General features: G+C 70.2%; 27 protein-coding genes. 8 read left to right on the forward strand and 19 right to left on the reverse strand.

The window, feature by feature from the left end:
* Positions 1-17: 17 nt before the first annotated feature.
* Complete coding sequence (locus tag AB6A65_RS12715; RefSeq protein WP_371038760.1) at positions 18-800, forward strand: ZIP family metal transporter; 783 nt, start codon at positions 18-20, stop codon at positions 798-800.
* Here the strand turns inward: AB6A65_RS12715 and AB6A65_RS12720 are convergent.
* Positions 797-2,017, reverse strand: coding sequence for a 3-hydroxybenzoate 6-monooxygenase (locus AB6A65_RS12720; RefSeq protein WP_371038761.1), 1,221 nt, complete (start codon positions 2,015-2,017; stop codon positions 797-799). The two genes, AB6A65_RS12715 and AB6A65_RS12720, sit on opposite strands and share 4 nt — an antisense overlap.
* Before the next feature lie 4 nt (positions 2,018-2,021).
* Entirely contained in the window at positions 2,022-2,720 is a 699-nt protein-coding gene (locus AB6A65_RS12725; RefSeq protein WP_371038762.1) for a fumarylacetoacetate hydrolase family protein, read from the reverse strand.
* A gap of 47 nt (positions 2,721-2,767) precedes the next feature.
* Here AB6A65_RS12725 and AB6A65_RS12730 point away from each other — a divergent pair, with 47 nt between their 5' ends.
* Positions 2,768-3,295: a MarR family winged helix-turn-helix transcriptional regulator gene (locus tag AB6A65_RS12730; RefSeq protein ID WP_371038763.1), complete on the forward strand. Its 528-nt coding sequence runs from the start codon at positions 2,768-2,770 to the stop codon at positions 3,293-3,295.
* A gap of 145 nt (positions 3,296-3,440) precedes the next feature.
* Here AB6A65_RS12730 and dxs read toward each other — a convergent pair whose 3' ends face one another.
* From dxs to AB6A65_RS12800, 14 genes are all read right to left on the reverse strand, one after another.
* Positions 3,441-5,375 (reverse strand): 1-deoxy-D-xylulose-5-phosphate synthase, encoded by a 1,935-nt coding sequence (gene dxs / locus AB6A65_RS12735; RefSeq protein ID WP_371038764.1) that lies wholly within the window; start codon positions 5,373-5,375, stop codon positions 3,441-3,443.
* Positions 5,376-5,564: 189 nt separating this feature from the next.
* Complete coding sequence (gene pufC, locus AB6A65_RS12740) at positions 5,565-6,683, reverse strand: photosynthetic reaction center cytochrome PufC (RefSeq protein WP_371038765.1); 1,119 nt, start codon at positions 6,681-6,683, stop codon at positions 5,565-5,567.
* Between the two features lies 1 nt (position 6,684).
* Positions 6,685-7,671 (reverse strand): photosynthetic reaction center subunit M, encoded by a 987-nt coding sequence (pufM, locus tag AB6A65_RS12745; RefSeq protein ID WP_371038766.1) that lies wholly within the window; start codon positions 7,669-7,671, stop codon positions 6,685-6,687.
* Between the two features lie 3 nt (positions 7,672-7,674).
* Positions 7,675-8,514, reverse strand: coding sequence for a photosynthetic reaction center subunit L (pufL, locus tag AB6A65_RS12750; protein ID WP_371038767.1), 840 nt, complete (start codon positions 8,512-8,514; stop codon positions 7,675-7,677).
* A 112-nt stretch (positions 8,515-8,626) separates the two neighbouring features.
* Positions 8,627-8,788: a light-harvesting antenna LH1, alpha subunit gene (pufA, locus tag AB6A65_RS12755; protein ID WP_371038768.1), complete on the reverse strand. Its 162-nt coding sequence runs from the start codon at positions 8,786-8,788 to the stop codon at positions 8,627-8,629.
* 15 nt (positions 8,789-8,803) lie between these two features.
* Entirely contained in the window at positions 8,804-8,953 is a 150-nt protein-coding gene (gene pufB / locus AB6A65_RS12760; RefSeq protein WP_371038769.1) for a light-harvesting antenna LH1, beta subunit, read from the reverse strand.
* 128 nt (positions 8,954-9,081) lie between these two features.
* On the reverse strand, positions 9,082-9,306 hold the full coding sequence (pufQ, locus tag AB6A65_RS12765) for a cytochrome PufQ (protein ID WP_371038770.1): 225 nt from the start codon (positions 9,304-9,306) through the stop codon (positions 9,082-9,084).
* A 4-nt stretch (positions 9,307-9,310) separates the two neighbouring features.
* Complete coding sequence (gene bchZ, locus AB6A65_RS12770; protein WP_371038771.1) at positions 9,311-10,783, reverse strand: chlorophyllide a reductase subunit Z; 1,473 nt, start codon at positions 10,781-10,783, stop codon at positions 9,311-9,313.
* An 82-nt stretch (positions 10,784-10,865) separates the two neighbouring features.
* A complete protein-coding gene (gene bchY / locus AB6A65_RS12775; protein WP_371038772.1) occupies positions 10,866-12,443 on the reverse strand; it encodes a chlorophyllide a reductase subunit Y in 1,578 nt (525 codons plus the stop codon).
* A complete protein-coding gene (locus AB6A65_RS12780) occupies positions 12,440-12,583 on the reverse strand; it encodes a hypothetical protein (protein WP_371038773.1) in 144 nt (47 codons plus the stop codon). Before AB6A65_RS12780 ends, bchY begins: the two co-directional genes overlap by 4 nt.
* Positions 12,570-13,574, reverse strand: coding sequence for a chlorophyllide a reductase iron protein subunit X (locus AB6A65_RS12785; RefSeq protein ID WP_371038774.1), 1,005 nt, complete (start codon positions 13,572-13,574; stop codon positions 12,570-12,572). The genes AB6A65_RS12780 and AB6A65_RS12785 overlap by 14 nt, the downstream gene beginning before the upstream one ends.
* Complete coding sequence (gene bchC, locus AB6A65_RS12790) at positions 13,571-14,512, reverse strand: chlorophyll synthesis pathway protein BchC (RefSeq protein WP_371038775.1); 942 nt, start codon at positions 14,510-14,512, stop codon at positions 13,571-13,573. The genes AB6A65_RS12785 and bchC overlap by 4 nt, the downstream gene beginning before the upstream one ends.
* 123 nt (positions 14,513-14,635) lie before the next feature.
* Positions 14,636-15,775, reverse strand: coding sequence for a methyltransferase (locus tag AB6A65_RS12795; protein ID WP_371038776.1), 1,140 nt, complete (start codon positions 15,773-15,775; stop codon positions 14,636-14,638).
* Position 15,776: 1 nt separating this feature from the next.
* Positions 15,777-16,643 (reverse strand): polyprenyl synthetase family protein, encoded by an 867-nt coding sequence (locus AB6A65_RS12800; RefSeq protein WP_371038777.1) that lies wholly within the window; start codon positions 16,641-16,643, stop codon positions 15,777-15,779.
* A gap of 97 nt (positions 16,644-16,740) precedes the next feature.
* Here AB6A65_RS12800 and crtD point away from each other — a divergent pair, with 97 nt between their 5' ends.
* Together crtD and crtC are read left to right on the forward strand one after the other, a co-directional pair.
* Positions 16,741-18,324, forward strand: a complete 1,584-nt coding sequence (gene crtD, locus AB6A65_RS12805; RefSeq protein ID WP_371038778.1) for a 1-hydroxycarotenoid 3,4-desaturase CrtD — start codon at positions 16,741-16,743, stop codon at positions 18,322-18,324.
* A complete protein-coding gene (crtC, locus tag AB6A65_RS12810) occupies positions 18,279-19,154 on the forward strand; it encodes a carotenoid 1,2-hydratase (protein ID WP_371038790.1) in 876 nt (291 codons plus the stop codon). The genes crtD and crtC overlap by 46 nt, the downstream gene beginning before the upstream one ends.
* Here crtC and AB6A65_RS12815 read toward each other — a convergent pair.
* Genes AB6A65_RS12815 through AB6A65_RS12825 form a run of 3 tightly spaced genes read right to left on the reverse strand, consistent with a single transcriptional unit; the run spans position 19,151 to position 22,220 of the window.
* Positions 19,151-19,633: a TspO/MBR family protein gene (locus tag AB6A65_RS12815; RefSeq protein WP_371038779.1), complete on the reverse strand. Its 483-nt coding sequence runs from the start codon at positions 19,631-19,633 to the stop codon at positions 19,151-19,153. The two genes, crtC and AB6A65_RS12815, sit on opposite strands and share 4 nt — an antisense overlap.
* Positions 19,634-19,638: 5 nt before the next feature.
* The gene (crtB, locus tag AB6A65_RS12820) at positions 19,639-20,679 is read right to left on the reverse strand and encodes a 15-cis-phytoene synthase (protein WP_371038780.1); all 1,041 of its coding nucleotides are present in this window, start codon (positions 20,677-20,679) and stop codon (positions 19,639-19,641) included.
* Positions 20,676-22,220, reverse strand: coding sequence for a phytoene desaturase (locus tag AB6A65_RS12825; RefSeq protein ID WP_371038781.1), 1,545 nt, complete (start codon positions 22,218-22,220; stop codon positions 20,676-20,678). The genes crtB and AB6A65_RS12825 overlap by 4 nt, the downstream gene beginning before the upstream one ends.
* 208 nt (positions 22,221-22,428) lie before the next feature.
* Between AB6A65_RS12825 and crtA the strand changes: the two genes are divergently transcribed.
* From crtA to bchO, 4 genes are all read left to right on the forward strand, one after another.
* On the forward strand, positions 22,429-23,175 hold the full coding sequence (crtA, locus tag AB6A65_RS12830) for a spheroidene monooxygenase (protein WP_371038782.1): 747 nt from the start codon (positions 22,429-22,431) through the stop codon (positions 23,173-23,175).
* A complete protein-coding gene (gene bchI / locus AB6A65_RS12835) occupies positions 23,172-24,176 on the forward strand; it encodes a magnesium chelatase ATPase subunit I (RefSeq protein WP_371038783.1) in 1,005 nt (334 codons plus the stop codon). The genes crtA and bchI overlap by 4 nt, the downstream gene beginning before the upstream one ends.
* Positions 24,173-25,867 carry a magnesium chelatase subunit D gene (locus tag AB6A65_RS12840; RefSeq protein WP_371038784.1) on the forward strand — a complete coding sequence of 565 codons (1,695 nt, stop codon included), beginning with the start codon at positions 24,173-24,175 and terminating at the stop codon, positions 25,865-25,867. Before bchI ends, AB6A65_RS12840 begins: the two co-directional genes overlap by 4 nt.
* A 5-nt stretch (positions 25,868-25,872) precedes the next feature.
* On the forward strand, positions 25,873-26,413 hold a 541-nt coding region (bchO, locus tag AB6A65_RS12845), incomplete at its 3' end, for an alpha/beta fold hydrolase BchO (RefSeq protein WP_371038785.1).

Genomic DNA, 26,413 nt, shown 5'->3' on the forward strand with positions numbered 1-26,413 from the left:
CCCCGGGGTCCGCGGACATGCAACCGGGCGATCCGGTCATCCTCGGTCTCGCGGGCAGCCTTGGCGCGGGGCTCATGACGGGCGCCGGCGCGCTTCCGGTCCTTTTCGGACGCCGCGTGTCCGAACGCACGTCGAACACGCTTCTGGGTTTCGCGGCGGGCGTGATGCTGACCGCGAGTTTCTTCTCGCTGATCCTGCCCGCGATCGACCACGCCGGCGAGCGCTACGATGGGCGGCTGCCCCCGGCGCTCATCGCCTCGGCCGGGATCCTGCTCGGGGTGGCCGCGATGTGGGTTCTGAACGAGCGCGTGCCCCACCGGCATTTCGTCTCGGGCCCCGAGGGCCCGTCGGGTACACGGCTCGAGAAGATCTGGCTTTTCGTCATCGCCATCACGCTGCACAACTTTCCCGAAGGCATGGCGGTGGGCGTGGGCTTCGCCTCCGGCGACGTGGGCAAGGGTGCCGCGCTCGCCCTCGGGATCGGGCTTCAGAACATGCCCGAGGGGCTCGCGGTGGCGCTCGCGCTCGTGGGCGAACGCTATCCTCCGGGCCGCGCCGTGCTGATCGCCACGCTGACCGGGCTGGTGGAGCCGGTTGGGGGCCTTCTGGGCGCCGCCGCGCTCATGCTTGCCGAGCCTCTTCTGCCCTGGGGCCTCACCTTCGCGGCGGGCGCGATGCTTTACATCATCAGCCACGAGATCATCCCCGAGACGCACCGCTCCGGCTACCGCAAACAGGCGACCGCCGGGCTGACCGTGGGCCTTGTCGTGATGCTGATTCTCGACGTGGCGCTGGGTTAGCCGGCGCGGCGGCCGCGCATCTCCTGCGAGACCGCGCCCTCGAGCCCGGTGGAACCGTAGAGCCAATCCACCGTGTCGTACCAGTCCTCCGGGCTCTTGGCCCGCATGATCGCGTTCCTCAGCTCCGCATGGGCCCCCGCCGGGTGGTAGACATGCTCGCCCACCGCGCGCGACTGGAGCTGCACCCGCGCGGTGCGCAGCGCGCGGCGCGCGTTGTAGGCCGGAAGCGCCGCCGCGACATCGCCGCCGGCCGCCTCCATCTCGTGGGCGAGCGCCACCGCGTCCTCCATCGCCATGCACGCGCCCTGCGCCATGTATTGCAGCATGGGGTGCGCCGCATCGCCCAGAAGCGCCACGCTCCCGTCCACCCAGTTCGCCACCGGCTCCCGGTCGCAAAGCACCCAGAGCTTCCAGTCCTGTCCCTTTTCGATGATCTGCCGCGCCATCGGCGCGACATGCTCGAAGCCGCGGCGCACCTCGTCGTGCGAGACCGGCTTGCCCGCCGCCGGCTCGGCTGCATGGTTGTGATAGGTCACGACCAGGTTGAAGAGCTTCCAGCCCGAGAGCGGGTAGTGCACGATATGGCACTTCGGACCGGCCCAGAGCGTCGCGGCGTTCCAGCGCAGCTCCTCCGGCATCTCCTCGACCGGGATCACGCTCCGGTAGGTGGTGTGGCCGGAAACGCGTGGCGCGCCGCCCCCCGCGAGTTGCGCGCGTATGGGCGACCAGAGACCGTCGGCGCCGATAAGCGCGCGGCCCGTCACGCGCTCACCGGACTCGAGGATCGCGGTCGCGGTCTCGCCGTCCTGCGCGTAGCTCGCGACGGCAGACGAGGTCCGCAGCTCCACGAGCGGATGCGCTTCGCACGCCTTGAGGAAGACGCCGTGCAATTCGCCCCGGTGCACCACGGCGTAGGGGTTGCCCATCCGTGCGCGGAACGCCTCTCCGAGCGGGATGCGGCAGATTTCCTCCGCCGTCAGCGCGTCCATCAGGCGAAGGCTGTCCACGTAGACCGCCATCTTGCGCGCCGTCTCTCCGACGCCGAGATAATCGAAGGCATGGAAGGCGTTCGGGCCGAGCTGGATGCCCGCGCCGATCTCGCCGAGTTGGCGCGCCTTCTCCAGCACCAGCACGGGGATTCCCGCACGGGCGAGGCCGATGGCGGCCGCGAGGCCACCGATACCGCCTCCGGCGATCAGGACGGGCCGTTGGGTCACGGGGCTACTCCGCCGGACCGATGGCGAGCGAGATGGGCGCGAGCCCGTCCACCCCGCCCTCGATCCGGTCCCCCGGCTCCACCGGGCCGACCCCCGCGGGCGTGCCCGTCATGATCAGGTCGCCCGGACGCAGGTGATAGAACTTCGAGAGGTCCGCGACGATCTCGGGCACCGAATGGATCAGGTCGGAGAGACGGGCGTCCTGCCTGATCTCGCCGTTGACGGAAAGATGGATGCGCTGCGGGCCGATCTCGCCCAGTTCGGCGGCCCGGGTCATCGGCGCGAAGACAGCGGAGCCCTCGACATCCTTGCCGAGATCCCAGGGCCGCTGCTTCTCGCGGGCCTTGAGCTGCAGGTCGCGCCGCGTCATGTCGAGGGCGCAGCCATAGGCGTAGATCGCGTCCAGCGCGTCGGCCGCGCTTACCCGGAAGGCCGGCGCGCCGATGGCCAGCGCCAGTTCCATCTCGTAGTGAAAGTTCTCCGTACCCGGCGGGTAGGGCAGCGTCGCGCCCGAGGCGAGGAAGGCCGAGGGCGACTTGGTGAAGTAGAAGGGCGCCTCGCGGTCGGCCTCCACCCCCATCTCGGCGGCGTGGGCGGCGTAGTTGCGCCCCACGCAGAAGATGCGCCCCACCGGATAGAGCGCCGCCTCGCCCGCAACGGGAACACCCGGCGTGGCCGGCGGTTCGAACAGGAAATCGGTCATGCAGTCCTCCCTTGCCGGCGGTGCCGGCTCTCATACGACCTGTACGAATGATAAGTATACTTGTCAATTATCGGACACGCGCCTACCCTTCCGGGATGCTGGACCTTCACGAGATGCCGGGCCACCTGATCCGGCGGCTGCACCAGATCTCGGTTTCGGTCTTCGCCGGCGCGATGCGGCGGGCGGGCCATGACCTGACCCCGGTGCAGTTCGCCGCGCTTTCCGCGCTCGCCCGGAACCCGGGCGTGGACCAGGCGACGCTCGCGGGCCTCATCGCCTACGACCGCGTGACGATTGGCGGCGTGGTGGACAGGCTGGAAGCCAAGGGGCTCGTCGAACGGGATGTCAGCGCCCGCGACCGGCGCGCCCGGGTGCTGCGGCCGACACGGGCCGGCGAGGCGCTGCTCGCTGAGGCCGATCCCGTCGTGCGTGCCCTTCAGGACGAGATCCTGTCAGGGCTCGACCCGGCCGAACGCACCGAGCTGGTACGCCTGCTCCGCAAGGCGGCAGAGGCCGGCAACGCGCGCAGCCGGGCCCCCTTGCAGGACGCGGGCAGGCGTGTCGGAAACGGGTGACCCGCGGCGCCCGGGCTGACGGAGAGGCCGAAATGGAGCCTTCAGGCCCGCGCGTGCAAGCCGTGTCTGGCTCCGGCGTGAACGCCCGAGGGCTGCCCTTGCCGGCGCTGCCGTGGTTTCGGCGGTCCCGCCGCCTTGCCTTGCCCTAACGCACGGCAGGGAACGGCACGACGCCCGGAGCGACCGCCTCGCCGCGGCCAAGCGCGTCGCGCACGGCGGAGGCGATGTCCGCCGCGCTCATTCCGGCCGCCGCATACATGTCTTCGGGCCTGGCCTGGTCGATGTAGCGGTCGGGCAGGCCGACGTTGCGGATCGCGAGACCACGGTCGAACGCGCCATGCCGGGCGAGCGCGTGCATGACGAACGCCCCGAATCCGCCCATCGCACCCTGCTCCAGCGTGATCAGCGCGCCGTGGTTCCGCGCAAGTCGCAGCAGCAGCGCCTCGTCCAGCGGCTTGGCGAAGCGGGCGTCGGCGACGGTGACGGAGATGCCGTCGCGATCCAGCACCTCGGCCGCGCGGAGCGCCTCGGAAAGATGCGCGCCGTAGGAGAAGATCGCCGCGTCAGTCCCCTCGCGGAGAACGCGGCCGCGCCCGATCTCGAGGGGTTGGCCCGCCTCGGGCATCGCGACCCCGACGCCCGCGCCGCGCGGGTAGCGGAAAGCGATGGGCCCCTCGTCGAACGCCGCCGCGGTGGCCACCATGTGGACGAGCTCGGCCTCGTCCGCGGCGGCCATCAGCGTCATGCCCGGCAACGCGCCGAGATAGCCGATATCGAAGGCTCCTGCGTGGGTCGCTCCGTCGGCGCCCACAAGCCCCGCCCGGTCGATGGCGAAGCGCACGGGCAGCCCCTGAAGCGCCACGTCATGCACCACCTGGTCGTAGCCGCGCTGAAGGAAGGTGGAGTAGATCGCGCAGAACGGGCGCAGCCCGCTCGCCGCCATGCCCGCCGCGAAGGTCACGGCGTGCTGCTCTGCGATGCCGACGTCGAAGACGCGGCCCGGGAAACGCTTCGCCATGCGGTCCACGCCGGTGCCGCCCGGCATGGCCGCCGTCACCGCGACGATCTTCGGATCGCGCGCCGCCGCCTGGGTCAGCGCGTCGCCGAAGACACCGGTATAGGACGGCGCGGCGGGCGTCGATTTCGCCTGCGTGCCGGTCGCCACGTCGAACTTCGCCACCCCGTGATACTTGTCGGCGGCGCTTTCGGCGGGGGCGTAGCCCTTGCCCTTCACCGTGCAGCAATGGATCAGGACCGGCCCGGTGGCCCGCGCCCGCGCCGCGCGCAGGACGGGCAGGAGCTGGCTCATGTCGTGGCCGTCGATCGGGCCCACATACTCGAAGCCGAGCTCCTCGAAGAGCGTGCCCTGCCCGGTCACGCCGGTGACGAGCTGGCGGGCGCGGCGCGCGCCCTCCCGCATGGGCGCGGGCAGCGCGGCCTCGAACCCCTCGGCGAGCGAGCGCATCCGCGCCAGCGGCTCGTTGGCGTAAAGCCGCGACAGATAGCGCGACATCGCGCCGACGGGCGGCGCGATCGACATCTCGTTGTCGTTGAGGATCACGAAAAGGCGCCGCCCCTCGTGGCCCGCGTTGTTGAGCGCCTCGTAGGCCATGCCCGCGCTGATCGCGCCGTCGCCGATCACGGCGATCGCATCGCCCGTGGGCTGACCCATGTCGCGCCCCACGGCGAAGCCGAGCGCGGCGGAAATCGAGGTGGAGGAATGCGCGGCGCCGAAAGGATCGTGCTCGCTTTCGGCGCGCTTGGTGAAGCCCGAAAGCCCGTCCTTCTGGCGAAGCGTCCGGATGCGGTCGCGCCGCCCGGTCAGGATCTTGTGCGGATAGCACTGGTGGCCGACGTCCCAGACGAGCTTGTCCATCGGCGTGTTGAAGACGGCATGGATCGCCACGGTGAGTTCGACGACCCCGAGGGAGGAGCCCAGATGCCCGCCCGTCTCGGAGACGGCGGAGATCACCTCGTCGCGCAGCTCGTCGGCCAGCGCGGCGAGGTCCCGGTCCGGGAGGTGGCGCAGGTCCGCGGGCCCGGCGACACGGTCGAGAAGAGGGGTCTGGGGCAACGTCATCGTGTCCTCCGTCATGTACCGACCCGGGGGTCGGCGCCGCGCCCGAAGTGCAAGCAGCTGGCGCGGCGCCGGTTTCCTGTCGCCAACAGGAAGGGAACCGGGGCCTGGGCCCCGACGCCCGGGCCACCCCTCGCAGGGCCGGCCCGAACGCGGCGTGGGGCGGGGCGGCGCGACGCCGCCCCCGTGCCCCTATTCGGTCAGCGCCGCCTGATCCGCGGGCGTGTCGTAGACCGGCTCCCCGCTCGTCGTGGCGAGCTCGGGCCAGTCGGCGATGACGTTGGTGCCCTGCAGCGGCTGCTGGTAGCCCTGGTGGCAGGTCTTGCAGGCGGCCTTGGGCGCGTCGCCGTGCACCGGGCCCAACCGCTCGGGCGGATAGAGCCCCTCGATCGGGATCAGGTACTCGTTGTTGAGTTCGAGCACCATCTGGATGCCCAGATTGGCGGTGGCCCATTGCGGCGTGATCTGGCCGGACGACGCGTAGAAGGCCCGGCTGTTGTGGCAGAACAGGCAGTTCACGCCGAGCGAGTTGCTGACGTAGTTCATCAGCGAGTAGGTCCGCTCGGTGTGCTGGATCAGCGGGTCGTTGGCGATGTCGTTCTCCACACGGCTTTCCAGATCGTGCACCGCGATCACCCCGTAGTTCACCAGGTACTCCTCGAGCGCGTCGGAGGGCAGCGAGGTGTACTGGCTGAGGGGGGTCACCCGGTTCTGGACGGCCGACCAGCCTTCCATGGTCTCCACCGTGGGCGTGGCGCGGAACCATATGTTGTTCGGCACCGGCTGCCCGCGATGGCAGGTGTAGCAGGTCACGCCCACCTCCTTGTTCGCGTTGACGTGCCCGGCCCAGTTCTCGTTGATATTCTGGGTCATGCCGATCATCACGTGGCCCACCGCGGTCTGGTAGGATCCCGCATCCTCGAAAAGATCCGGAATCCCGGTCCAGGCGCGCATCGCCGTGAGCAGACGGACGTAGTTCTCGACCGTCAGGTTCTCCAGGCCCGGGGGCACGTTGTCCCGCGCGTCGCCGGCGGTCTCCTCGCCGCCCTGGGGCGGGATTGGCGCGGAGGTGGTCTCGAGAAAGCCGGCGATGGTCGGGTCCGGCGTCGCGAGATCGCTCTCGAACTCCGGAACCGACATCCCCGTGCCGCGCGGACCCGTCTGCAGGCTGTCGGTCGCGTAGGGCTGGCCCCAGCTGACGAGCAGGGCGGCGACGAAGACGGCCCCCCCGACCACGCCAACGCCGATGGCGGGGCCGTAGATGTTCGTGGGGTTCTCACGATTCCACTTGTTGAACCATTGGGGGAGCATCTCAGTTCTCCTGTCCGATGAAGGCCTCGTAGGAACCATAGGCCTCGTAGCCGTAGGAGCCATCGTATGCCGGTGCGAAGTTGTGCTCCTGGGCCCAGATGAACCAGTTGTCCACGACCGTTCCGGTAAGCAGGATCCCGATGCCGCCGGTGATCGGCGTCAGCACCGCGAACCACCACGCCCACCGGTGGATACCCTCCATCGTGGCGTTGAAGCCCATGGTCCAGCGCCAGAACAGCGCCGCCCGCTCGGAGGCCGTGCCACGGTCGTAGATCTGCTCCAGCTCCCGGTCGCCGCCGAAGCGGGACACCGCGAGGATCGTGCCGCCGTGCATCGCGAACAAGAGCACGGAGCCGTAGAGGAACACGATCGAGAGGCAGTGGAACGGGTTGTAGTAGAGGTTGCCGTAGCGGATCGAGAAGGCGGTCGTCCAGTCGAGGTGCGGGAAGATGCCGTAGGGCACCATCTCGGACCAGGAGCCCATCAGCACCGGGCGGAAGAGGCCCAGCACCAGGAAGAGCCAGATCGCCGCGCCGAACGCCCAGAAGACGTGCTTGCCCATCTTGTGTTCCTGCGCCAGCTGGTAGGAGCGCAGCCACCAGGCCAGCACCGAGACCAGAAGGAAGAACGAGGCGATCATGAACCACCCGCCGTCGTTGAGCGGCGGCATCGACAGGCCGTATTCCGGCCCCGGCGGCTCGAGCGCAAGCCAGAAGAGCTGGCGGATGAACTCGGGGATCGACCAGCCCACCTGGGCGAGCATGTTGAACCCGATGATGTTGAGCCACAGCGTCCCGGTGACGAGGCTGATGACCCCGGCATAGCCCAGATAGATCGGTCCGAGCTGCGCGTTGCCGATCCAGCCCAGGAGGTTCGAGAACCCTGCGCCGCCGGTACGCTCTTGGGCCATCAGGCCGCTGTCGTCCATTCCCATTTCGGCGGGTCCGCGGACCTGCACCTGCGTGAATATGTTCTGATACTCCGGCATGTCTTACATCCCCACCTGAGAGGGCCAGATCGGGAGCTCGAGCCACCAGTTCCACCATTCGGGCCAGCCCTTGGTCCAGACCGGACCCGAGATGATGATGCAGATGGCCGACCAGAAGCCGGCGTTGAGCGCCAGCAGCAGGCCCAGGCGATGGATGCCCAGCGTGCCCACCGAGTAGCCGATGAAATCGCGGAAGAAGGTGTCCTCGTGGTCCGGCGTCTTGGCCTCCTCGTCCTTCTCGGGGTTGGCCGCCGACAGGATCAGGCCGCCATGAAGGGCGAGCGCCAGGGTGGTGGTGAAGAAGAACGTCACCGCCAGCATGTGCGCCGGGTTGTAGTGGAAGTGCAGGTAGGCGTAGCCCGTGTTCGACACCCAGTCGAGGTGGCTGAAGATGCCGTAGGGAAATCCGTGCCCCCAGGCGCCCATCAGCACCGGGCGGAACACCACCAGCGTGACGTAGGCGAAGATCGCGAAGCCGAAGGCGACGGGCACGTGATAGCCGATGCCGAGCTTGCGGCAGATCTCCACCTCCCGGAGCGCCCAGCTCACGAAGGCGCCGATGGCGCAGATCGTGATGATCTGCCACAGCCCGCCCTCCATGAGCGGCGCCATGCCGAGCCCGTAGCTGAGATCGGGCGGCGCGATGTTGATGAGCCAGGGATTGAAGGTTCCCTGCTCTGCCGCGCCCCAGAAGATGAGGATCGTCCCCAGCGCGGCGAAGAAGGCGGTCGTGACCCCGAAGAAGCCTACATAGAAGGGGCCGACCCAGAAATCGAACAGGTCGCCGCCGATCAGCGTCCCTCCGCGGACGCGGTACTTTCTCTCGAAACTGAGCAAAGCCATTATCTTTCTCCGCGTTTGGCGGCTGGCCGGAGCGACCGAAAGCCGTCAGTGTTGCCGTGTCGGATTGCTGCGGGCGACCCGGGCCGCCCGCAGCCATGTCGGTGTGCCGTGGTCACCGTTCGTATTTCGCCGCAGCGATCTCGAACCAGTTGAAGCCATCGGTGCTGAGCAGCACGAGATGGATCATCACCGCGAGCAGGAAGAGGAACACGCCCTGGGCCACGAACACGCGGCGAGGGTCGAAGATCAGCCAGATCTTGTAGAACTTTGCCATCTTGTTTTCCTCCGATCAGAACCAGGGGAACCAGATGAAGGTCGCGATGTGCGCGACCACTGCAACGGCCACGAACAGCCAAAGGCCGCTCATGTAGACCGAGTGCAGTTCCTGGGCCTGTTCGTCTGTGAGACCTGTGAAGGACAGGTCGGTATTATCAGCCATGAACTTTCCTCCGGAACGTTAGACTGACGCCGCGATCCCCGCGGCCGGGTCCTTTGGAGCAGGATGCCCCGCCGGGTTCTGTCCGCCCCGAAGGCGGGCAGGGCTTTCTCCCGGTCCGAGCGTCACGCTCAGGCCGAGAAGATCACTGGCGTGATCCGGTCCGCCTCGGCCCAGGCGCGGGCGAGCGGCCCGTGCATGTTGAGCGAGCGTTGACCGATCACGTCGCGCACCCACGCGGCGGAGGCGAAGGGGATCGCCGCCGTGAAGATGAGTGCGAAATAGAACTGGAATTCGGCCCCGCGGCGCCGTCCGCAGCGGGTCCGGGTCGGGGGGGTAGAGGTCATGTCTGTCATTTTGTCAGCCCTCCTGAGCGTCGCGTTGTGAGGCCGGCGACAAGGCCTTGACGGTTTCGAGAACCACGCGCTCCGCGCCCTGTTCGAGCGCGGCGCGCTCGGCGGCGTCGCGCAAGGACTTCGCCGCCGAGATGCGTGTGAGAATGGGATGGGTCGCCACGATGCGGTCGAGTTCCGCCTGCGCGTCGGCGTCCCAGGGGAAATCGCGGCGCAGCCGCGTAGGCGTCGCGTCCGCCGCGTCCATCTCCGTGCCCAGCGGCAGGATGTGGAAAAGCGCGTCGAAAAGCCCGTTGCAGACTTCCTGCAGGACGTAGGTCGCGCCGGCATAGCCCATCATGGGCGTGCCCGTGGCGCGCCGGATCGCGGCACCCGGGAAGCTCGCCGGGATGAAGGCCGGCTGCGGGCCGTGGCCCTGCTTGAGTTCGGCCAGGTACATCTTCTCGTTGATGCTTCCCATCACGATCAGCGGCCGCTCGCGCGCCATCAGCGCCCGCACCTCCTCGTTGTTGGTCTTGCGGCCCGCCACGCGCGCCACCGCGAAGGCGCAGGGCAGCCCCAGATCGTGCTCGAGGTATTGGCGAAGGCCGCGGGCATAGGTCTCGTTCGCCACCACCGCGAAGCTCGCCGTGGCGAAGAAATCCTGCGTGACCGAGCGCCAGAGATCCCAGACCGGCTTGATGGTCGAGTGCTTCTCCGTCTCGATGAACGGCTCGGGATCGAGGCCCGTGAGCTCGCCCAGCTTGCGCAGGAACTTCGTGGTGCTCTCCACCCCGATCGGCGCCTGCAGGTACGGCTTGCCCAGCACCTCGGCGAGGCCGCGGCCGAACTCGCGGTACATCACCACGTTCACGTCGGCGTTCACGAGATCGCGCATCTCGGCCAGGTGGCTGCCCAGCGGCATCACCATGTTGACCTCCGCGCCGATGCCCTCGACCAGACGCCGGATCTCGGCGAGGTCCGAGGGCATGTTGAACACGCCGTACATGGGCCCGAGGATGTTGACCCGCGGTTTCGCGCCCTCGGGCCGCTTCTTCTCGGGCGGCATCCGGCCCTTCGTCATGCCGAACTCGGTGAAGATCCAGGTCATCGCCCGGTCGGCCGATTCCCACTGGTCCTCGTCGATGGTGCGCGGCAGGAAGCGCTGGATCGTCGTGCCCTGCGGCGTCACGCCGCCGCCGATCATCTCGGCGATGGAGCCGGTGACGACGACCGAGGGAAGCGCCGGGTCGAGCGTGTCCCACGCGCGCTTCATGGCGCCTTCGGTGCCCTCGCGGCCCAGCTCCTCTTCGGCGAGCCCGGTGACCACGATCGGCAACTCGTGCGGCGGCAGGCCGTCGGTGTAGTGCAGCACGCTCGTCACCGGCAGGTTCTCGCAGCCCACCGGGCCGTCGATCACGACCTGGAGACCCTTCACCGCGGTGAAGGCATAGACCGCGCCCCAGTAGCCGCCGGCCCTGTCATGGTCCTGGATCAGCATGTGGCCCTCCCGTCGTTTCCGGAGGTGGCGCGCAGGGTGCGTGAGATCACGCATCCTGCAGGGTGGTTGCGGCGGTCGGCACTCATATCATCTGCTCCGCCTTGGCCGCGCGCGCCTGCTTCTCGAGCTTCTTGCGGTGGCGCTCGGCGAACTCGGGATGCAGGTTGGGCGCACCTTCCCAGATGCCCGCCGTGTCGCCTTCGCCGACACCGTCGAAGAAGGCGCTCATGTGCTCCATGCGGTCCTTGTTCTCCATCGCGGCGCGCATGACCTGCTGAAGCGAGCCGGCGCCCGCGGGCCCCATCAGGGGCCGGGCCGAGATGAGGTTCGTGAAGTAGAGCGACGGGATCGACATCTCCTTGGCCTTCTGCACGACAGGCGTCGTGCCGATGGCGAGGTCGGGCCGGATGGCCTCCATCGCGGCACAGTCGTCCTCGAGGCTCGCGCGGAACTTGACCTTGGCGCCATGCGCCTCGAGCCAGGCGGCGTCCTCCTCGCTCCAGGGCGTTTTCGGGCAGGCGGAGCCGACATAGGCAACCTCCGCCCCGCTCTCGACCAGAAGCCGCGCCACCAGAAGCTCGCTGCCCTCGTAGCCGGAAAGCGTGATCCGTCCCTCCAGCCGCGCGCCCTCGAGCGCGCCCTTGATGGCTGGAAGCACGGCGTTCTGCGCCTCGGCGATCTTCTCGGCCGGGACGCCGTGCGCCTCGCCGATCGCCTTCAGCCAGGCGGCGGTGCCCTCGTAGCCCACGGGCGCCGAGCCCACGATCGGACGTCCGGCCGCCTGAAACTCGCGGATCGCGGCGGGGTAGAAGGGGTGGATCGCCGCGACCACCGCGCCGTCGAGCGCGGCGTAAAGCTCGCGCCACTCGCGGCAGGGCACGACCGGCCCGGCGGCAAGACCCGTGGGGTCGAGCATCCGGCCGATCATCATGGGATCGGCGGGGAACATCTCGCCTAGCATCGTCACGGTGGGGCGCGACGCGCGCCCGCCCTCGGGCGCCACGACCGGCCCGGCCTCGACCTCGGCGCGGGCGTAGTTCAGCATGGCGCCGGCAAGAACATCCTTCGCCTCGGCATGCGTGGGCACGCCGAAGCCCGGCACGTCGATGCCCACGATGCGCACGCCGTTGATCTCGTCCGGCAAGAGCCGCAGCGGCACGCCCGAGGCGGTCGGAACGCAGAGGTTCGTCACCACGATCGCGTCGAAGCGGTCGGGATCGGCCATCTCGTAGACCGCGTCGCGGATGTCCTCGAACAGCTTGCCCGTGACCAGCGTCTCGGAACTGAAGGGCACGTAGCCAACCGAGCGCCGCGCGCCGTAGAAATGGCTCACGAAGGTCAGGCCGTAGACGCAGCAGGCGCTGCCCGACAGCATCGTGGCCACGCGCCGCATCCGAAGACCCACGCGCAGCGAGCCGAAGGCAGGGCACATGCTTTGCGGCTTGTCGTGCGGCCCTTGCGGATAGTCGGCGGCATACTGGTCCAGGATTTCGGACTGGCCGGCCATGCGCGCGGCCTTCTCCATCTCCTGGCCCGAGTGGCAACCCATCCCGTCGGCCACACCGGCGGCGGCCGCGCCTTCCGGCGCGGAGGCGGTGCGGGTCTCGCCCCGGATCACCACGGCGTCGGCGGCGTCGTCGTAGCGCACCTCGTCGGTCATGCGGTCCTCCCGTCTTCATCCGGGGCGCCGGCGTGGCGGATGTCGTCGAAAAGCCGGCGAAGCTGTTCGGGCTTGGCCTGCGCCAGCATCCGGCGCAGCGCGGCGAGCTGGGGATCGCGAGCAGGCTCAGGCGTCGTCATAGATCACCTCCAGCGACTCCTTGGTCGCCGTGTACTTGCCACGCATGTCCTCGTCGGTCGCCGGCTCGAGCACGAAGTCGGCGCCGGTGTCCTTGCCCTCGAAAAGGCCGAGCAGCCCATCCTGGGACAGCGGCGTGGGATGCGTCGGCGGGGCTCCGGCCACGTTCTCGGCCAGCTCCGCGAAAAGCGCGCCCCACTGGGTCTCGTTGGTGCCAACGATCTCGTAGGAGGCCGATTTGCGGCGCAGGTCGTCGTCCTGCGGGATCGCGGCGAGAATGGGGATCTCAACCTGCTCGGCGAAGGCCTGGGCCTGGCCGGCCCCGTCGTCCTTGTTGACGACCATGCCGGCCACGCCAACATTGCCACCGAGCTTGCGGAAATACTGCACCGCCGAGCAGACGTTGTTGGCCACGTAAAGCGACTGCAGGTCGTTGGAGGCGACCACGATCACCTTCTGCGCCATGTCCCGCGCGATCGGCAGGCCGAAGCCGCCGCAGACGACATCGCCCAGGAAATCGAGCAGCACGTAGTCGAAATCCCAGTCGTGGAAGCCCAGCTTCTCCAGCAGCTCGAAGCCGTGGATGATGCCGCGCCCGCCGCAGCCGCGGCCGACCTCGGGCCCCCCAAGCTCCATCGCGAAGACGCCGCCGCGCTTGAAGCAGACGTCGCCGATCTTGACCTCCTCGCCGGCGAGCTTCTTCGCGGTCGAGGTCTCGATGATCGTGGGGCAGGCCTTGCCGCCGAACAGGAGCGAGGTGGTGTCCGACTTGGGATCGCACCCGATCAGCAGCACGCGCTTGCCCTGCTCGGCCATCATGTGGCTGAGATTGGCCAGCGTGAACGACTTGCCGATGCCGCCCTTGCCGTAGATCGCGATGATCTGGGTGTGTTTGGTCGGCTCCTCCGCGGGAACCTCAAGCGTCGGATCCTCTGCGGCCTCGTCGCGGAGACGCTGATCGAAATCCTTCAGGTTCGGCACTTCGTCCTTCACGCCGCATCCTCCCAGTCCAGAATCATTTTCAGGCATGCCGGATCCTCGAAGGCTGTCCGGTATGCGGTTTCGGCCTCCCGCGCGGGAACGCGGTGAGTGATCAGCCCCGCGAGAGAGAGCGCGCCGCTCTCCACCAGGGCCCGAGTCGCCGCGAGATCCTCGCGCGCCCATTCGGCGGCCACGCGAAGGCGCGCCTCCTTCAGGAAGGCGGGCGGGAAGGCGAAGGAGAGCCCTTCGGGATAGAACCCCGCGAGCACCACCTCGCCGCCTTTCGCCAGGCGTCCGATGAGGTCGTTCAGGATCGCCGCGTTGCCGGACGCGTCGTAGATCGCGCGGTAATCACGCCGCGGATCGTCGTCGGGGTGAATGACCTCGTAGCCCTCGGCGCCCGCGCGCCTGTCCTCGGCGACCTCCCACACGGTGGGAGCGGGGGCGCCCGCCGCGACGGTCAGCCGTGCGAGCAGCCGGCCCAGGACCCCGTGACCGACGACGAGGTCGGGCACCGTCTTGTCGAGGCCGGCCATGGCGTGGCGCGCCGTGGCCGCAAGCGCGAGCAGCGCGCCCTCCGCGCCCCAGCCGGCGTCGATGGGCGTCACCCGGTCGGCCTGCGTGACCAGCGTTCTGGCCGCCCCGCCGAAGAGCCCGAAGGCCCCGTCGAAGCAGTTGGCGCCCGGCACGAAGACGTGCTGGCCGGGCCGGTAACCGGTGGCCGCATCGGCCTCCACGATCTCGCCCGCGGCCTCGTAGCCGGGGACGAGCGGGTAGCCCATGCCCGGAAACGGCGGCATCTGGCCTGTGTAGAAAAGCTTTTCGGTGCCGGTGGAGATGCCCGAATGCCCGATTCGCACGACGAGATCGCCCGCGCCCGGCTCCGCGAGGGCAACCTGGTCCAGATGAAGGTCCCTCGGACCGTTAAGAAGAACAGCAGTCGTATCCATGTTCTCTCTCTCGCCGGCGCCCGCTTGCGAGTCGGCGCCCGATGCGTTCCCGTGTCTTGAGTGTCAGTTTAGCTTTACAGTCAAATCTGTCAATGCCGTTGGACGGATTCTTCCGCAACGCCGTCAGCTCCGCCTGACGGCGGAGAGCGCGCCGGTGACGTAAGGGCGCGCGGCGCGCGGCACGCGGATCTCCTCAAATCCCGCCTCGGCGACCATTTCCGCGATACGCGCGGCCGAACGCACCCGCCCGGTCCGCATCGCCATCGTGTAGAAGGCGAAGTAGATGTCGGTGGCGCGGTCGGGCCGGTCGCCGCCCGACATAGGTTCGGCCACGACGAGTGTACCGCCCGGCGGCAACGCGGCATGCGCCTTGGCCAGAAGGTCGCGCACCGTCGCGTCCTCGTGATCGTAGAGCACGCGAATCAGAGAGATCGCGTCGGCCCCTTGGGGCAGCGGGGCGTCCCGGAACGAGCCCGGGTGAAAGCGGGTCCGCGCCTCGAGACCGGCGGCAGACATCTGGCCGCGCGCCTCGTCGATCACTTCGGGCAGGTCGAAGAGCGCGAGTTCGAGCCCTGGATGGCGCGCCGCCGCGGCGCGCAGGAACGCGCCGGTGCCGCCGCCCACGTCGAGAAGCCGCCGAACGCCGCGAAGCGGGACCATGCGAAGGGCGTCCTGCGCCACCAGCCCCTGCGATTGCGTCATGAGGTCGGAATAGGCGCGCGCGGTCGCGGGATGCAGCCCCTCCCGGGCGCCGAAGACATAGGGCCAGACCTGCGCGAGCTCGGTCTCCGACTCGCCACGCAAGAGCGCCACCGGATCGGCCATGTCGCGGTAAAACGCACCGTGATGCCGGATCATCGGCACGAGGCCCGGCACGCCGACGAGCGCCGCGCCCCGGGGCCGCACCGCGAAGCGGCCGTCGCTGCGCCGGTGCAGCAGGCCCATCGCCGCCCCGGCCTGCAAGAGCGCCGCCATCCGGTCTTCCGGCACGTCCGCGGCGCGGGCCAGAGCGGCGGGCGCGCGCGGCCCGTCCATCAGCGCGCCGATCACGTCGAGCTCCACAAGCGCGAGCAGGGCCTGGCTCTGCACGAACCCCGAGACGAGATCCATGAGCGCCTCGCCCTCGCGCCGCACGCGGCCGCGCGTGAACGGCAACGCGCTCGCCCAGCGCTGGACGTCCTCGCGCGCGGCGAGCCGGGCGAGCCATGTGCGAAGATCGCCGCGGGGACGCGAGGCCGGGCGCTCCTGCACCGCGTCGGCCATGTCAGGCGAGGTGCCGGACGGCGTCGGGCATGATCCGCTCGGACTGCATGCGAACCATCTGGGCAAGGCGCGCCTCGCCGGGGCAGGACGGGATCGAGGAGATGGCCCCCGCGAGGATGTTGCGCAGCCTGCCGGTGGCGCCGGCGACGCCGAGCTCGGCCACCGCGTTCGGGCGTCCATGCGCCTCGTCCTGTCCCGCGGGCTTGCCCAGCGCGTCAACGTCCATGAGCGCATCGCGCAGGTCGTCGGCCACCTGGAACGCCTCGCCGATGCGGTCGCCCAGCTCGTACCAGGGTTCGGGGTCGTGTCCCGCCGCGATTGCCCCCATCTGGGTCGCGGCGATGAAAAGCGCGCCGGTCTTCGACCGGTGATAGGCGGCGAGATCGACTTTCGCCTCGCTCTCCCAGCCCTGGCCCGCGCAGATCCCGTTCGGCATGCCCGAACACTGCGCCAGCGTGCGCATGAGGCGCACGCCGCGGCGGGGCGCGTCCTCGGCGGCACGGGCGAGCACGTCGAAGGCGAGAATGATGAGGCTGTCGCCGGCAAGAACCGCGAGAGGCTCCGAGTAGGCCCGGTGCACCGACGGCTTGCCGCGGCGCAGTTCGGCATCGTCGAAGCAGGGCAGGTCGTCATGCACGAGGCTGGCGCAATGGATCAGTTCCAGCGCCGCGGCGGCGGCATCGGTCACGCCGGGCCGGTCGTCGCCGCAGGCCATCGCCACGGAGGCGAGGATCGTAGGCCGGATGCGCGCCCCGCCCGGCGAGGTCGCGTAATCCAGCGCCTCGGAAAGCTGCGCCGGCGCGACACCGCCCCGGCCGATGGCGATCGCGCGGCACACCGCGTCGTCGATACGCGCGTTCAGATCCATGGGGCGGGCTCCTGCTTTCTGGCTGCGTCTTTATAAACTGACACGCAATGTGTAAATTATTCTGGACACTTCGCAAGCCGGAGTCAACAATCAGGGCATGGCGGCGACGAATTTCAGCGACACGCCCACGATCGTGGTGGGCGCGGGGATAGGAGGGCTGGCCGCCGCGGCGCGGCTGGCCGCAGCCGGCCGGCCCGTCCTCGTGCTGGAGCGGCACGCGGCGCCCGGCGGCAAGATGCGGACCGTGCCCACGGCGTCCGGCCCGGCCGACACCGGGCCCACGGTGCTCACCATGCGGTGCGTCTTCGACGATCTCTTCGCCGCCATGGGCGCGCGCCTGGAGGATCACGTCACCCTGCACCGCCAGCATCTGCTGGCGCGGCATTTCTGGCCCGACGGCGCGACGCTCGACCTCTTCGACAGCGAGACGGAGAGCGCCGCGGCCATCGACGCCTTCGCCGGACCGCGGGCAGCGGACCAGTTCCGTGCCTTCTCCGCCCGGGCGCGGCGCCTTTATCAGGCGTTCGACCGCCCGATGATGCAGACGGCGGAGCCGCGCCTGCCCGACCTCGCGGCGACGGTCCTGCGCCGGCCGCGGCTGATGGCCGACATGGCGCCCCATGCGACCCTCGCGCAGGCCCTGCGCCGCCAGTTCGACGACCCGCGCCTCGCGCAGCTCTTCGGGCGGTTCGCCACCTATGTCGGCGGCTCGCCCTATGCCGCGCCCGCGCTTCTCGCGCTGATCTGGCAGGCGGAGGCCGCCGGGGTCTGGGTGGTCGAGGGCGGCATGCATGCGCTCGCCGCGAAGATCGCGCGGCTTGCCGAAGAATGCGGCGCTCAGTTCCGCTACGAAACCCATGTGGCGCGGATCGAAACCGACGGGGGCCGCGCGGTGGCGGTGTCTCTCGCGGACGGCACACGGCTTCCGGCCGCACAGGTTCTTTTCAACGGCGATCCGCGCGCGCTGGCCACCGGGGCGCTCGGACCCGGCACGGGCAAGGTCGCGCAGGCCGCGGCGCGGGCGCCGCGCTCGCTCTCGGCGCAGGTCTGGGCATTCGCGGCACAGCCGTCCGGGCGCGACCTCGCCCACCACAACGTCTTCTTCTCGGCCGATTACGTGGCCGAGTTCGCCGATCTGCGTGCGGGCCGACCGCCCGCCGACCCCACGCTCTACATCTGCGCGCAGGACCGCGGCCTCGGCCGCGCGCCACCCACGCAGGAACGCTTCGAGATCATCGTCAACGCGCCGCCCCTGGAGGGCCCGTCGCGCGCCGCCGAGGAGTATGCCCCATGCCTGAAACGCACCTTCGACAAGCTGAACCACATGGGGCTTGCGATGGATCCCCTGCCGCGACCCGAGGCGCTGACGACGCCGGGCGGGTTCGAGAGCCTGTTCCCGGCCTCGCTGGGGGCGCTCTACGGGCAGAGCCCGCACGGGATGACGGCCGCGCTGGGGCGGCCGCGGGCGCGGACGAAAGTGGCGGGGCTCTACCTCGCGGGGGGCGGGGCGCACCCGGGGGCGGGCGTGCCGATGGCGGCCCTCTCCGGGCGGCACGCGGCCGAGACGATGCTGCACGACCGAACTTCGACATCGACGTCCCGCCCAACGGCTACGCGTGGTGGTACATCGACGGCATCTCGGACGACGGCCGCCGCGCCGTCTCCGTCATCGGCTTCATAGGCTCGGTCTTCTCGCCCTGGTACCGCTGGTCGGGCCGGCGCGATCCCGAGAACCACGTCTGCATCAACGTGGCCACCTACGGGCCCGGCGGGCGCTTCACCATGACCGACCGGGGCCGCAGCGCGCTTCGCAAGAGCCGCGACAGTTTCCGCGTCGGACCCTCGGCGATGCACTGGCAGGCGGGCGAACTCGTCATCGACGTGAACGAGATTTCCGCCCCGCCGGTGATCTCGCGGGTGCGGGGACAGATCCGGGTGAAGCCTGCCGCCCTGAGCGACCGCGAACTTCTGCTGACGGAGGACGGCGCCCATGTCTGGCGGCCCTTCGCCCCCAATGCCGGGATCGAGGTCGCGCTGGACGCGCCGGGATGGCAGTGGTCGGGGCACGGCTACTTCGACGCGAATTTCGGCAGCCGGGCGCTGGAGGAGGATTTCGCCTACTGGACCTGGGGGCGCTTCCCGACCCGGAAGGGCGCCACCTGCTTCTACGACGCCACGCGCCTCGACGGCAGCGAGTTGGCGCAGGCGATCCACTTCGACGAGTCCGGGGGGGCGGAACTGGTGGAGCCGCATCCCAAGGCGCCGCTCAAGCGCCCCTTCTGGATGGTCCGCCGCGAGACGCGCGCCGATGCGGGCTACCGGCCGCGGCAGGTGCTCGCCATGCTCGACGCGCCCTTCTACAACCGCTCGGCGGTGCGCACGCGCCTCGACGGGGAAGAGACGGTGGGCGTGCACGAGGCGCTGGACCTCACCCGATTCCGCTCGCCGCTTCTCAAGCCAATGCTCGCCGTGCGGGTCCCGCGCCGCGCCGGCTGGCGCTTTCCGGACTAGCTGGCGAATTCCGGAGGATTGGCGGCGATGTCGGGGTTGCGGCGCCACACCGCGAGATTGAGCGCGGCGGCGATGCTGACCCAAGCCAGGTAGGGCAGGAAAAGCGCCCCGGAGAGCGGTACGACCTGCCAGAGCGCCGCCATGCAGGCCGCGACCGACAGCCAGAGCGCGCCGAGCACTGCCATGCCGAGCTTGATCCGCCGCAACCCGAAGAAGACCGGCGTCCAGAGGCCGTTGAGCGCGATCTGAAGTCCCCAGAGCGCCATGGCGAGGCCGCTGTCAGGTTCGACCGCGGCAAGGGCCGCGGCGCTCGACATGCAGATGTAAAGCGCGGTCCAGGCGACCGGGAACATCCAGTCCGGCGGGGTCCACCAGGGTTTCGAAAGGTCGCGATACCACGATCCCGGCGGGAAGAGCCCGCCGGTCGACCCCGCAGCAAAGCAGGCCGCGAGGAAAATCGCGAAGAGAACGAAGTCCATGCAAGCTAGCTAGCCCGCGGAATCCCCTGCATCAAGGGCCGCGCACGCTCGAGCTCATGCGCCTTCGCGCGCGCGAGCGTCGCGTACAGCTTGTCCGACCAATCGGCGCGCCGAGTCTCCGGCGCCGCGGCGGCCTCGACCAGGAAGGACGTCTCCGGCAACGGGCGCGCGTAAAGCAGCGGCGAGATCGGCATCACCATCGTGGCCGAGGCGCGCAGGATGGCGAGGCTCGCCCAGCCGAGTTTCTCCGCGCCGCTCGTCCGGGCCCGCGTGCCGACACTGTCATGCCCTGCGCGCGCGACACGCCCGCCGATCCCCGCGTAGATGTAACGCGCCGCGAAGATGCCCGGCCGCGCCCCGCGCGGAAGGCGCGTCACCCCGGCCTCCGAGCGGGCGTAGAGCGTGTCGGCCTCCCGCAGAAGCCTGCGCACGATGGCGCGAAGCTGCGGGGAGGCGTCCGGGTCGGAGAGGAACGCGTCCGGATCGAGCCCGGCCTCGACGAGCCAGGCGGTGGGCAGGTAAAGCCGCCCCTCGCGCGCGTCCTCGCCGACATCGCGGCAGATGTTCGTGAGCTGCATCGCCACGCCGAGATCGCACGCCCGCGCAAGCGCGCCCCTGTCGCGCACGCCCATCAGCACGCACATCATCGCGCCCACGGCCGACGCGACCCGCGCGGAATAGGCGCAAAGCTCCGAGAAGCTGTCGTATCGCCGCTCCAGCGCGTCCCAGGCAAATCCCTCGAGCAGCGCCTCGGGCAGCGCGCGCGGCATGTCCGTGTCGGCCACCATGGCGGCGAAGGCGCGATCCTCGGGCGCGTTGCGCGGCCGCCCGTCGTAGACGAGCGAGAGGCGCTCCTGCAGGCCGTCCACCGCGGAGGCCTTGGCATCCTGGAGATCCACGGCGTCGTCGGCCAGCCGGCAGAACGCGTAGAGCGCGAGCGCCTTGTCGCGCACGTCGCGCGGCAGAAGCCGCGATGCCGTGTGGAAACTGCGCGACCCGTACCGTATCGCCCGGGTGCAGTGATCGAGGTCCGCGGGCGCGATCACGCCGTCACCTGCACGGGATCGGGCACGAGCTTGTCCAGCACCTCGGCGGAAGAGACGACGCCCGGAAGCCCCGCGCCGGGATGCGTGCCCGCGCCGGCGAGATAGAGGCCCTCGGCCTCCTCGCTCACGTTGTGGGGCCGGAACCACGCGCTTTGAAGGATGCGTGGCTCGATCGAGAACCCGCTGCCCAGGGGCGAGAGGTACCGGTCGCGGAACTCCTCGGGGGTGAAGATCAGTTCTGCGCTCAGATGATCCTCGAAGCCGGGGATCGTATCCTGGAGCACCTTCGCGACCTTCGCGCGATAGGCATCGCGCATCGTCGACCAGTCCACCGGATGCGCGTGCCCAAGATGCGGGACGGGCGAAAGGACATAGAAGGTGTCGCCACCTTCGGGTGCCACGGTGGGATCGGTGACCGAGGGTCGGTGCAGGTAAAGGCTCATGTCGTCCGCCAGGTGCCCCTTGAGGAAGATGTCCTTCAGAAGCCCCTCGTAGCGCGGCCCGGAAAGGATCGTGTGGTGTCCCACGTCCTTCCACATCCCCGCGGTGCCCTTCGTGCCGAAATACCAGACGAACAGGCCCATCGACCACCGGCGCGACCCGATCTTGCGGTCGGACCAGCGGCGCTTCGGCGCGTTGCGCAGCAACCGGGTATAGGTGTGCCCCGCATCGGCGTTCGACACGACGACGGAGGCCGGCAGCGTCTCGCCGTCGGTCAGGCGCACGCCCGCGGCGCGACCATCCCGGACGAGGATCTCGTCGGCTTCGGCGCCGTGGCGGATCAGCCCGCCCTGTTCCGTTACCACCCTGGCCATCGCGTCGGCGATCGCCTGGACGCCCCCGATCGCGTAATGCACGCCGAACTGCTTCTCGAGGTGGCTCACGAGCGCGTACATCGAGGTCACGTGCATCGGATCGCCGCCGATGAAGAGGGGATGGAACGACAGCGCCATGCGCAACCGCTCGTCCTTCACCCGCTTGCGGGCGAGGCCCAGGATCGACTGGTCCGCCCGAAGCAGCGCGAATTCCGGCAGCACCTTCACCGTGTCCCAGAGCCGGTGCATGGGTTCGGCGACCATACCCTCGAAACCGACGACGTAACGGCGCTCCGCATCCTGGAGGAATTTCCGGTAGCCGGGCACGTCGCCGGGCGAGAGGCGGCGCACCTCTTCCACCATCGCCTCGGTGGATTGGCGCGCGGTGAAATGCGACCCGTCCGGCCAGCGGATCTCGTAGAAGGGATCGAGCGGGCGCAGGTCCACGTCGGCGTGGAAATCGCGCCCGCAGGCCGCCCAGAGCTTTTCCAGGACCTGCGGCACCGTCACGATGGTCGGGCCGAGATCGAAGCGATGACCCTCCTGCGTGATGGAGGATCCGCGCCCCCCGGCGCGGTCGAGGCGATCGATGACGGTGACGCGGTAGCCGCGCGCGCCGAGCCGCATCGCGGAGGCGAGCCCCCCGAGTCCGGCGCCGACGACGATGGCGGATGGGGCGGCGGGCGTGGCGCCGGCGACGAGGTTCGGATCGAGGCGTGTCAACATGCCTGTATGCTACTACTGTCCATTTTACTTTACAACCAGAACCGCAGGTCGGGGCGGGCTCTTTTCAGGCCCCGCAATCCGTGTCAGAAACATCTGACACCCAAGCCGGNATCGAGGCGTGTCAACATGCCTGTATGCTACTACTGTCCATTTTACTTTACACCCAGAACCGCAGGTCGGGGCGGGCTCTTTTCAGGCCCCGCAATCCGTGTCAGAAACATCTGACACCCAAGCCGGAGGGGATGCCATCCAGACCGTCAGCCTCAGCTTTTTCCGCTTTGCCCCGGGCTTCGACAGGGTCTGGGCGTTCACCCAGATGGGAGCCGCGCGCTGGGCGATGTCGCGCCTGCCCGGTCTGGGCTTCTGGAAGCTTTGCGGCTCAGGCACGGGCGAGGGCTTCACCCCGCGCCCCAACTGGGGCGTCTACGCCATTCTCGCCACCTGGCCCGACCTTGAGGCCGCCGAGCGGCAGACCGCCGAGGCGCCCGTCTTCCGCCGCTACCACGACCACGCGGAGGAGGCGATGACCGTCTTCCTCTCGACCACCTCGGTGCGCGGGCGCTGGTCGGGGCGCGAACCCTTCCAGGTGACGGAGGCGGCCCGCCCCGGCCCGGTCGCGGCCCTCACCCGTGCGACGATCCGGCCCACGAGGGCGCGCGCGTTCTGGGGCGCGGGGCCCGACATCAGCGACGTCATCGGCGCCGACCCCAACGTGCGCTTCAAGATCGGCATCGGCGAGGTGCCGTGGCTGCGCCAGGTGACCTTCTCGATCTGGCCGGACACCTCGGCCATGGCCCGCTTCGCCCGGGGCGACGGGCCGCACGGCCGCGCCATCCGCGCCGTGCGCGAGGGCGACTGGTTCAGCGAGGAACTCTACGCACGCTTCCGCGTCCGGTCGGTCCGTGGCACATGGGAAGGCCGGAACCCCGTCGCAGACCTGGAGATCGCCGCATGACCGCCCCGTTCCCGTTTTCAGCCATCGTCGGACAGGAACAGATGAAGCTCGCCATGATCCTGACCGCGATCGAGCCGGGGCTCGGCGGCGTCCTGGTCTTCGGCGACAGGGGCACGGGGAAATCCACCGCCGTGCGGGCGCTCGCCGCGCTGCTGCCGCCGATTCGCGTGGTGCAGGGCTGCCCGGTGAACGCCGAGGCCCCAGAGCAGGTGCCCGACTGGGCGCTGGGCGTGGGCAGCGAGATCGTGGAAAAACCGACGCCCGTCGTCGACCTTCCCCTCGGCGTGACCGAGGACCGCGTGACCGGCGCGCTCGACATCGAACGCGCGCTCACCAGCGGCGAGAAGGTGTTCCAGCCCGGCCTGCTCGCCCAGGCGAATCGCGGCTACCTCTACATCGACGAGGTGAACCTGCTGGAGGATCACATCGTCGATCTTCTCCTCGACGTGGCGCAATCGGGCCAGAACGTGGTGGAGCGCGAGGGCCTGTCGGTCCGCCATCCGGCGCGCTTCGTGCTGGTGGGCTCGGGCAACCCCGAGGAAGGCGAGTTGCGCCCCCAGCTGCTGGACCGGTTCGGCCTTTCGGACGAGGTCGCCTCTCCAACCAACATCGCGGACCGGATCGAGGTGGTGCGCCGGCGCGCCGCCTTCGAGCCCCGCCACGACGCCTTCATGGCGCACTGGCAGGCCGAGGACGCCAAGGTGCGCGAGCGGATCCTCGACGCGCGGTCCCGCCTGCGCGAGGTGGCGACCCCGGACGACAGCCTGCGCGACTGCGCATCGCTTTGCGTGGCGCTCGGCGCCGACGGGCTGCGGGGCGAGCTGACGCTGCTGCGCGCGGGCCGGGCGCTGGCCGCCTATGAGGGCGCCGACGAGCTGGCGCGGCCGCATCTGCGCCGTGTCGCGCCGATCGCGCTCTCCCACCGGCTGCGCCGCGATCCGCTGGACGAGGCCGGCTCGGGCACACGCGTGGCCCGGGTGGTCGAGGAGATCCTCGCGTGACGGACGGCCGGGCGCGGTGGGAGCGGGCGCTCCATGCGCTCGCGCTTCTCGCGGTGGATCCGGCCGGGCTTCGGGGCATGGTGGTGCGCGCCCGCGTCGGCCCGGTGCGGCGCGCCTTCGAGGACCACGTCGCCGGCCTTTCGGGAGAGGCTCACCGCATCCATCCCGAAACCGGCGATGCCGAGCTTTTCGGCGGCCTCGACGTCGCGGCGACCCTCGCCGCCGGGCGGCCCGTGGTGCAAGGGGGGCTCGCCCAGCGCCCCGGCCGGATCGTGCTGCCGATGGCTGAACGCTGCCCGCCCGATCTTGCCGCGCGGCTGGCGCAGATCCTCGACGCCAGCCCGGGACACGCGCTCATCCTGCTCGACGAGGGCGCCGAGCCCGACGAGCGCGCGCCGAAACCGCTTGCCGAGCGGCTGGCGTTCCGCGTCGACCTGGAGGGGATCGGCAGGCTGGAGGCCCGCGGCGACATGCCCGGCGCGGCGGCGATCGCGGCGGCGCGTGCCCGTCTTCCCGAGCTCGCCACCACGGACGAGCACGCCGCCGCCCTGACCGCGCTTGCCGCGCGCTTCGGGATCGACAGCCTGCGCGCGCCCCTCCTCGCCTTGCGCGCCGCGCGCGCAGAGGCCGCGCTCGCCGAGCGCGACGCGATCTCGGACGATGACCTGCGAAACGCCGCCGAACTCGTCTACCCCGCCCGCGCGACGATGCTGCCCCAGGAAGAGGAAGAAGAGGAGGAGCCACCGCCTCCCGACCCCGATCCGCCGGAAACGGAGGACGGCGAGGACAGGCCCGACGGGGAAGACGAGGGCGCGGAGATCCCGTCGGAACTTCTGGTCGAGGCCGTATCGGCGCTCGTGCCGCGCGACCTGCTCGCGCGGCTCGCCGAGGAAAAGGCCACGCGGCGCGCCATGGGCGGCGCGGGCGCCGGGGCGAAGCGCAAGGGCAACCGGCGCGGCCGACCCCTGCCCTCGCGCCCCGGCCGCCCCGGCGGGCCGAACCGGGTCGATCTCGTCGCGACGCTGCGCGCCGCCGCGCCCTGGCAGACCATCCGCCGGCGACAGCAGCCCGACGCGGGGCGCGTGCTCGTCCATGCCTCCGACGTCCGCCTGCGCCGTTACGAGGACCGCTCGGACCGCCTGCTGATCTTCGCCGTGGACGCGTCGGGATCGCTTGCCATGGCGCGGCTCGGCGAGGCGAAGGGCGCGGTGGAGATCCTGCTTGCCGAGGCCTATGCCCGGCGCGACCACGTCGCGCTGGTGGCGTTTCGCGGCACGGGGGCGGAGCTTCTCCTGCCGCCCACCCGCTCGCTCGTACAGACCAAGCGCCGCCTCGCCGCGCTGCCGGGCGGCGGCGGCACGCCGCTGGCCGCGGGGCTCGAGGCGGCCACGCGGCTTGCCGTGCAATCCGGCGGGCGCGGTCTCAGCCCGAAGGTCGCGCTCCTGACCGATGGGCGCGCCAATGTCGGGCTCGACGGGACCGGCGGGCGCGCGCAGGCGGCCGAGGATGCCGGGCGCATGGCCGACACGCTGCGCGCGCAGGGGATCGGCGCGATCGTCATCGACACGGCGACCCGCCCGGGACAGGAGGGGCGAACCCTGTCCGACCGGCTTGGCGGCGTCTATCTCGCCCTGCCGCGCGCCGCCGCGCGGCGGCTGTCCGGCGCCATCTCGCAGGCGCTGGGGGACTGAGCCGCATGGACTGGGCACGCGACCTTCCGGGCTGGCCGAACGCCGACATGTCCCGCCGCGCCGCCGTGGCGCCGCATCGCTGGCACGTGCAGGAGGCGGGCGCGGGCGAGACGCTCCTGCTGATCCACGGCGCGGGCGGGTCGACCCACAGCTTCCGCGACCTTCTGCCGATCCTCGCGGCCGACCGGCACGTCGTCGCGCTCGACATGCCCGGGCAGGGATTCACGCGGGCCGGCACGAAATCGCGCTGCTCCCTGCCGCTGATGACGACGGATATCGCCGCGCTCGTGGCCGCGGAGGGCTGGCAGCCGCGGGCCATCATCGGCCATTCCGCCGGCGCGGCCATCGCGCTCGCGCTTGCCGAGCGGCTGACGCCCGTGCCCGACGTCATCGGGATCAACGCCGCGCTGGGAAATTTCGAAGGCGTGGCGGGATGGCTTTTCCCCGCGCTCGCGAAACTGCTCGCGCTCAACCCGTTCACCGCAAGCGCCTTCACGCTTGGCGGCGCCAGCCCCGCGCGCGTCCGGCGGCTCATCGGCTCGACGG

The sequence above is a fragment of the Rhodosalinus sp. FB01 genome, from assembly GCF_041365715.1.
In the GTDB taxonomy this organism is placed as follows: domain Bacteria; phylum Pseudomonadota; class Alphaproteobacteria; order Rhodobacterales; family Rhodobacteraceae; genus Rhodosalinus.

What these genes read in the sequence shown, in the direction of transcription:
- bchC (WP_371038775.1), bottom strand. Translation starts at nt 14,512, where the DNA reads ATGGATACGACTGCTGTTCTTCTTAACGGTCCGAGGGACCTTCATCTG.
- AB6A65_RS12795 (WP_371038776.1), bottom strand. Translation starts at nt 15,775, where the DNA reads ATGGCCGACGCGGTGCAGGAGCGCCCGGCCTCGCGTCCCCGCGGCGAT.
- pufC (WP_371038765.1), bottom strand. Translation starts at nt 6,683, where the DNA reads ATGCTCCCCCAATGGTTCAACAAGTGGAATCGTGAGAACCCCACGAAC.
- AB6A65_RS12825 (WP_371038781.1), bottom strand. Translation starts at nt 22,220, where the DNA reads ATGTTGACACGCCTCGATCCGAACCTCGTCGCCGGCGCCACGCCCGCC.
- pufL (WP_371038767.1), bottom strand. Translation starts at nt 8,514, where the DNA reads ATGGCTTTGCTCAGTTTCGAGAGAAAGTACCGCGTCCGCGGAGGGACG.
- AB6A65_RS12715 (WP_371038760.1), top strand. Translation starts at nt 18, where the DNA reads ATGCAACCGGGCGATCCGGTCATCCTCGGTCTCGCGGGCAGCCTTGGC.
- bchI (WP_371038783.1), top strand. Translation starts at nt 23,172, where the DNA reads ATGACCGCCCCGTTCCCGTTTTCAGCCATCGTCGGACAGGAACAGATG.
- AB6A65_RS12800 (WP_371038777.1), bottom strand. Translation starts at nt 16,643, where the DNA reads ATGGATCTGAACGCGCGTATCGACGACGCGGTGTGCCGCGCGATCGCC.
- pufB (WP_371038769.1), bottom strand. Translation starts at nt 8,953, where the DNA reads ATGGCTGATAATACCGACCTGTCCTTCACAGGTCTCACAGACGAACAG.
- pufA (WP_371038768.1), bottom strand. Translation starts at nt 8,788, where the DNA reads ATGGCAAAGTTCTACAAGATCTGGCTGATCTTCGACCCTCGCCGCGTG.
- pufQ (WP_371038770.1), bottom strand. Translation starts at nt 9,306, where the DNA reads ATGACAGACATGACCTCTACCCCCCCGACCCGGACCCGCTGCGGACGG.
- AB6A65_RS12725 (WP_371038762.1), bottom strand. Translation starts at nt 2,720, where the DNA reads ATGACCGATTTCCTGTTCGAACCGCCGGCCACGCCGGGTGTTCCCGTT.
- AB6A65_RS12780 (WP_371038773.1), bottom strand. Translation starts at nt 12,583, where the DNA reads ATGACGACGCCTGAGCCTGCTCGCGATCCCCAGCTCGCCGCGCTGCGC.
- bchZ (WP_371038771.1), bottom strand. Translation starts at nt 10,783, where the DNA reads ATGCTGATCCAGGACCATGACAGGGCCGGCGGCTACTGGGGCGCGGTC.
- dxs (WP_371038764.1), bottom strand. Translation starts at nt 5,375, where the DNA reads ATGACGTTGCCCCAGACCCCTCTTCTCGACCGTGTCGCCGGGCCCGCG.
- bchY (WP_371038772.1), bottom strand. Translation starts at nt 12,443, where the DNA reads ATGACCGACGAGGTGCGCTACGACGACGCCGCCGACGCCGTGGTGATC.
- AB6A65_RS12815 (WP_371038779.1), bottom strand. Translation starts at nt 19,633, where the DNA reads ATGGACTTCGTTCTCTTCGCGATTTTCCTCGCGGCCTGCTTTGCTGCG.
- crtD (WP_371038778.1), top strand. Translation starts at nt 16,741, where the DNA reads ATGGCGGCGACGAATTTCAGCGACACGCCCACGATCGTGGTGGGCGCG.
- AB6A65_RS12730 (WP_371038763.1), top strand. Translation starts at nt 2,768, where the DNA reads ATGATAAGTATACTTGTCAATTATCGGACACGCGCCTACCCTTCCGGG.
- pufM (WP_371038766.1), bottom strand. Translation starts at nt 7,671, where the DNA reads ATGCCGGAGTATCAGAACATATTCACGCAGGTGCAGGTCCGCGGACCC.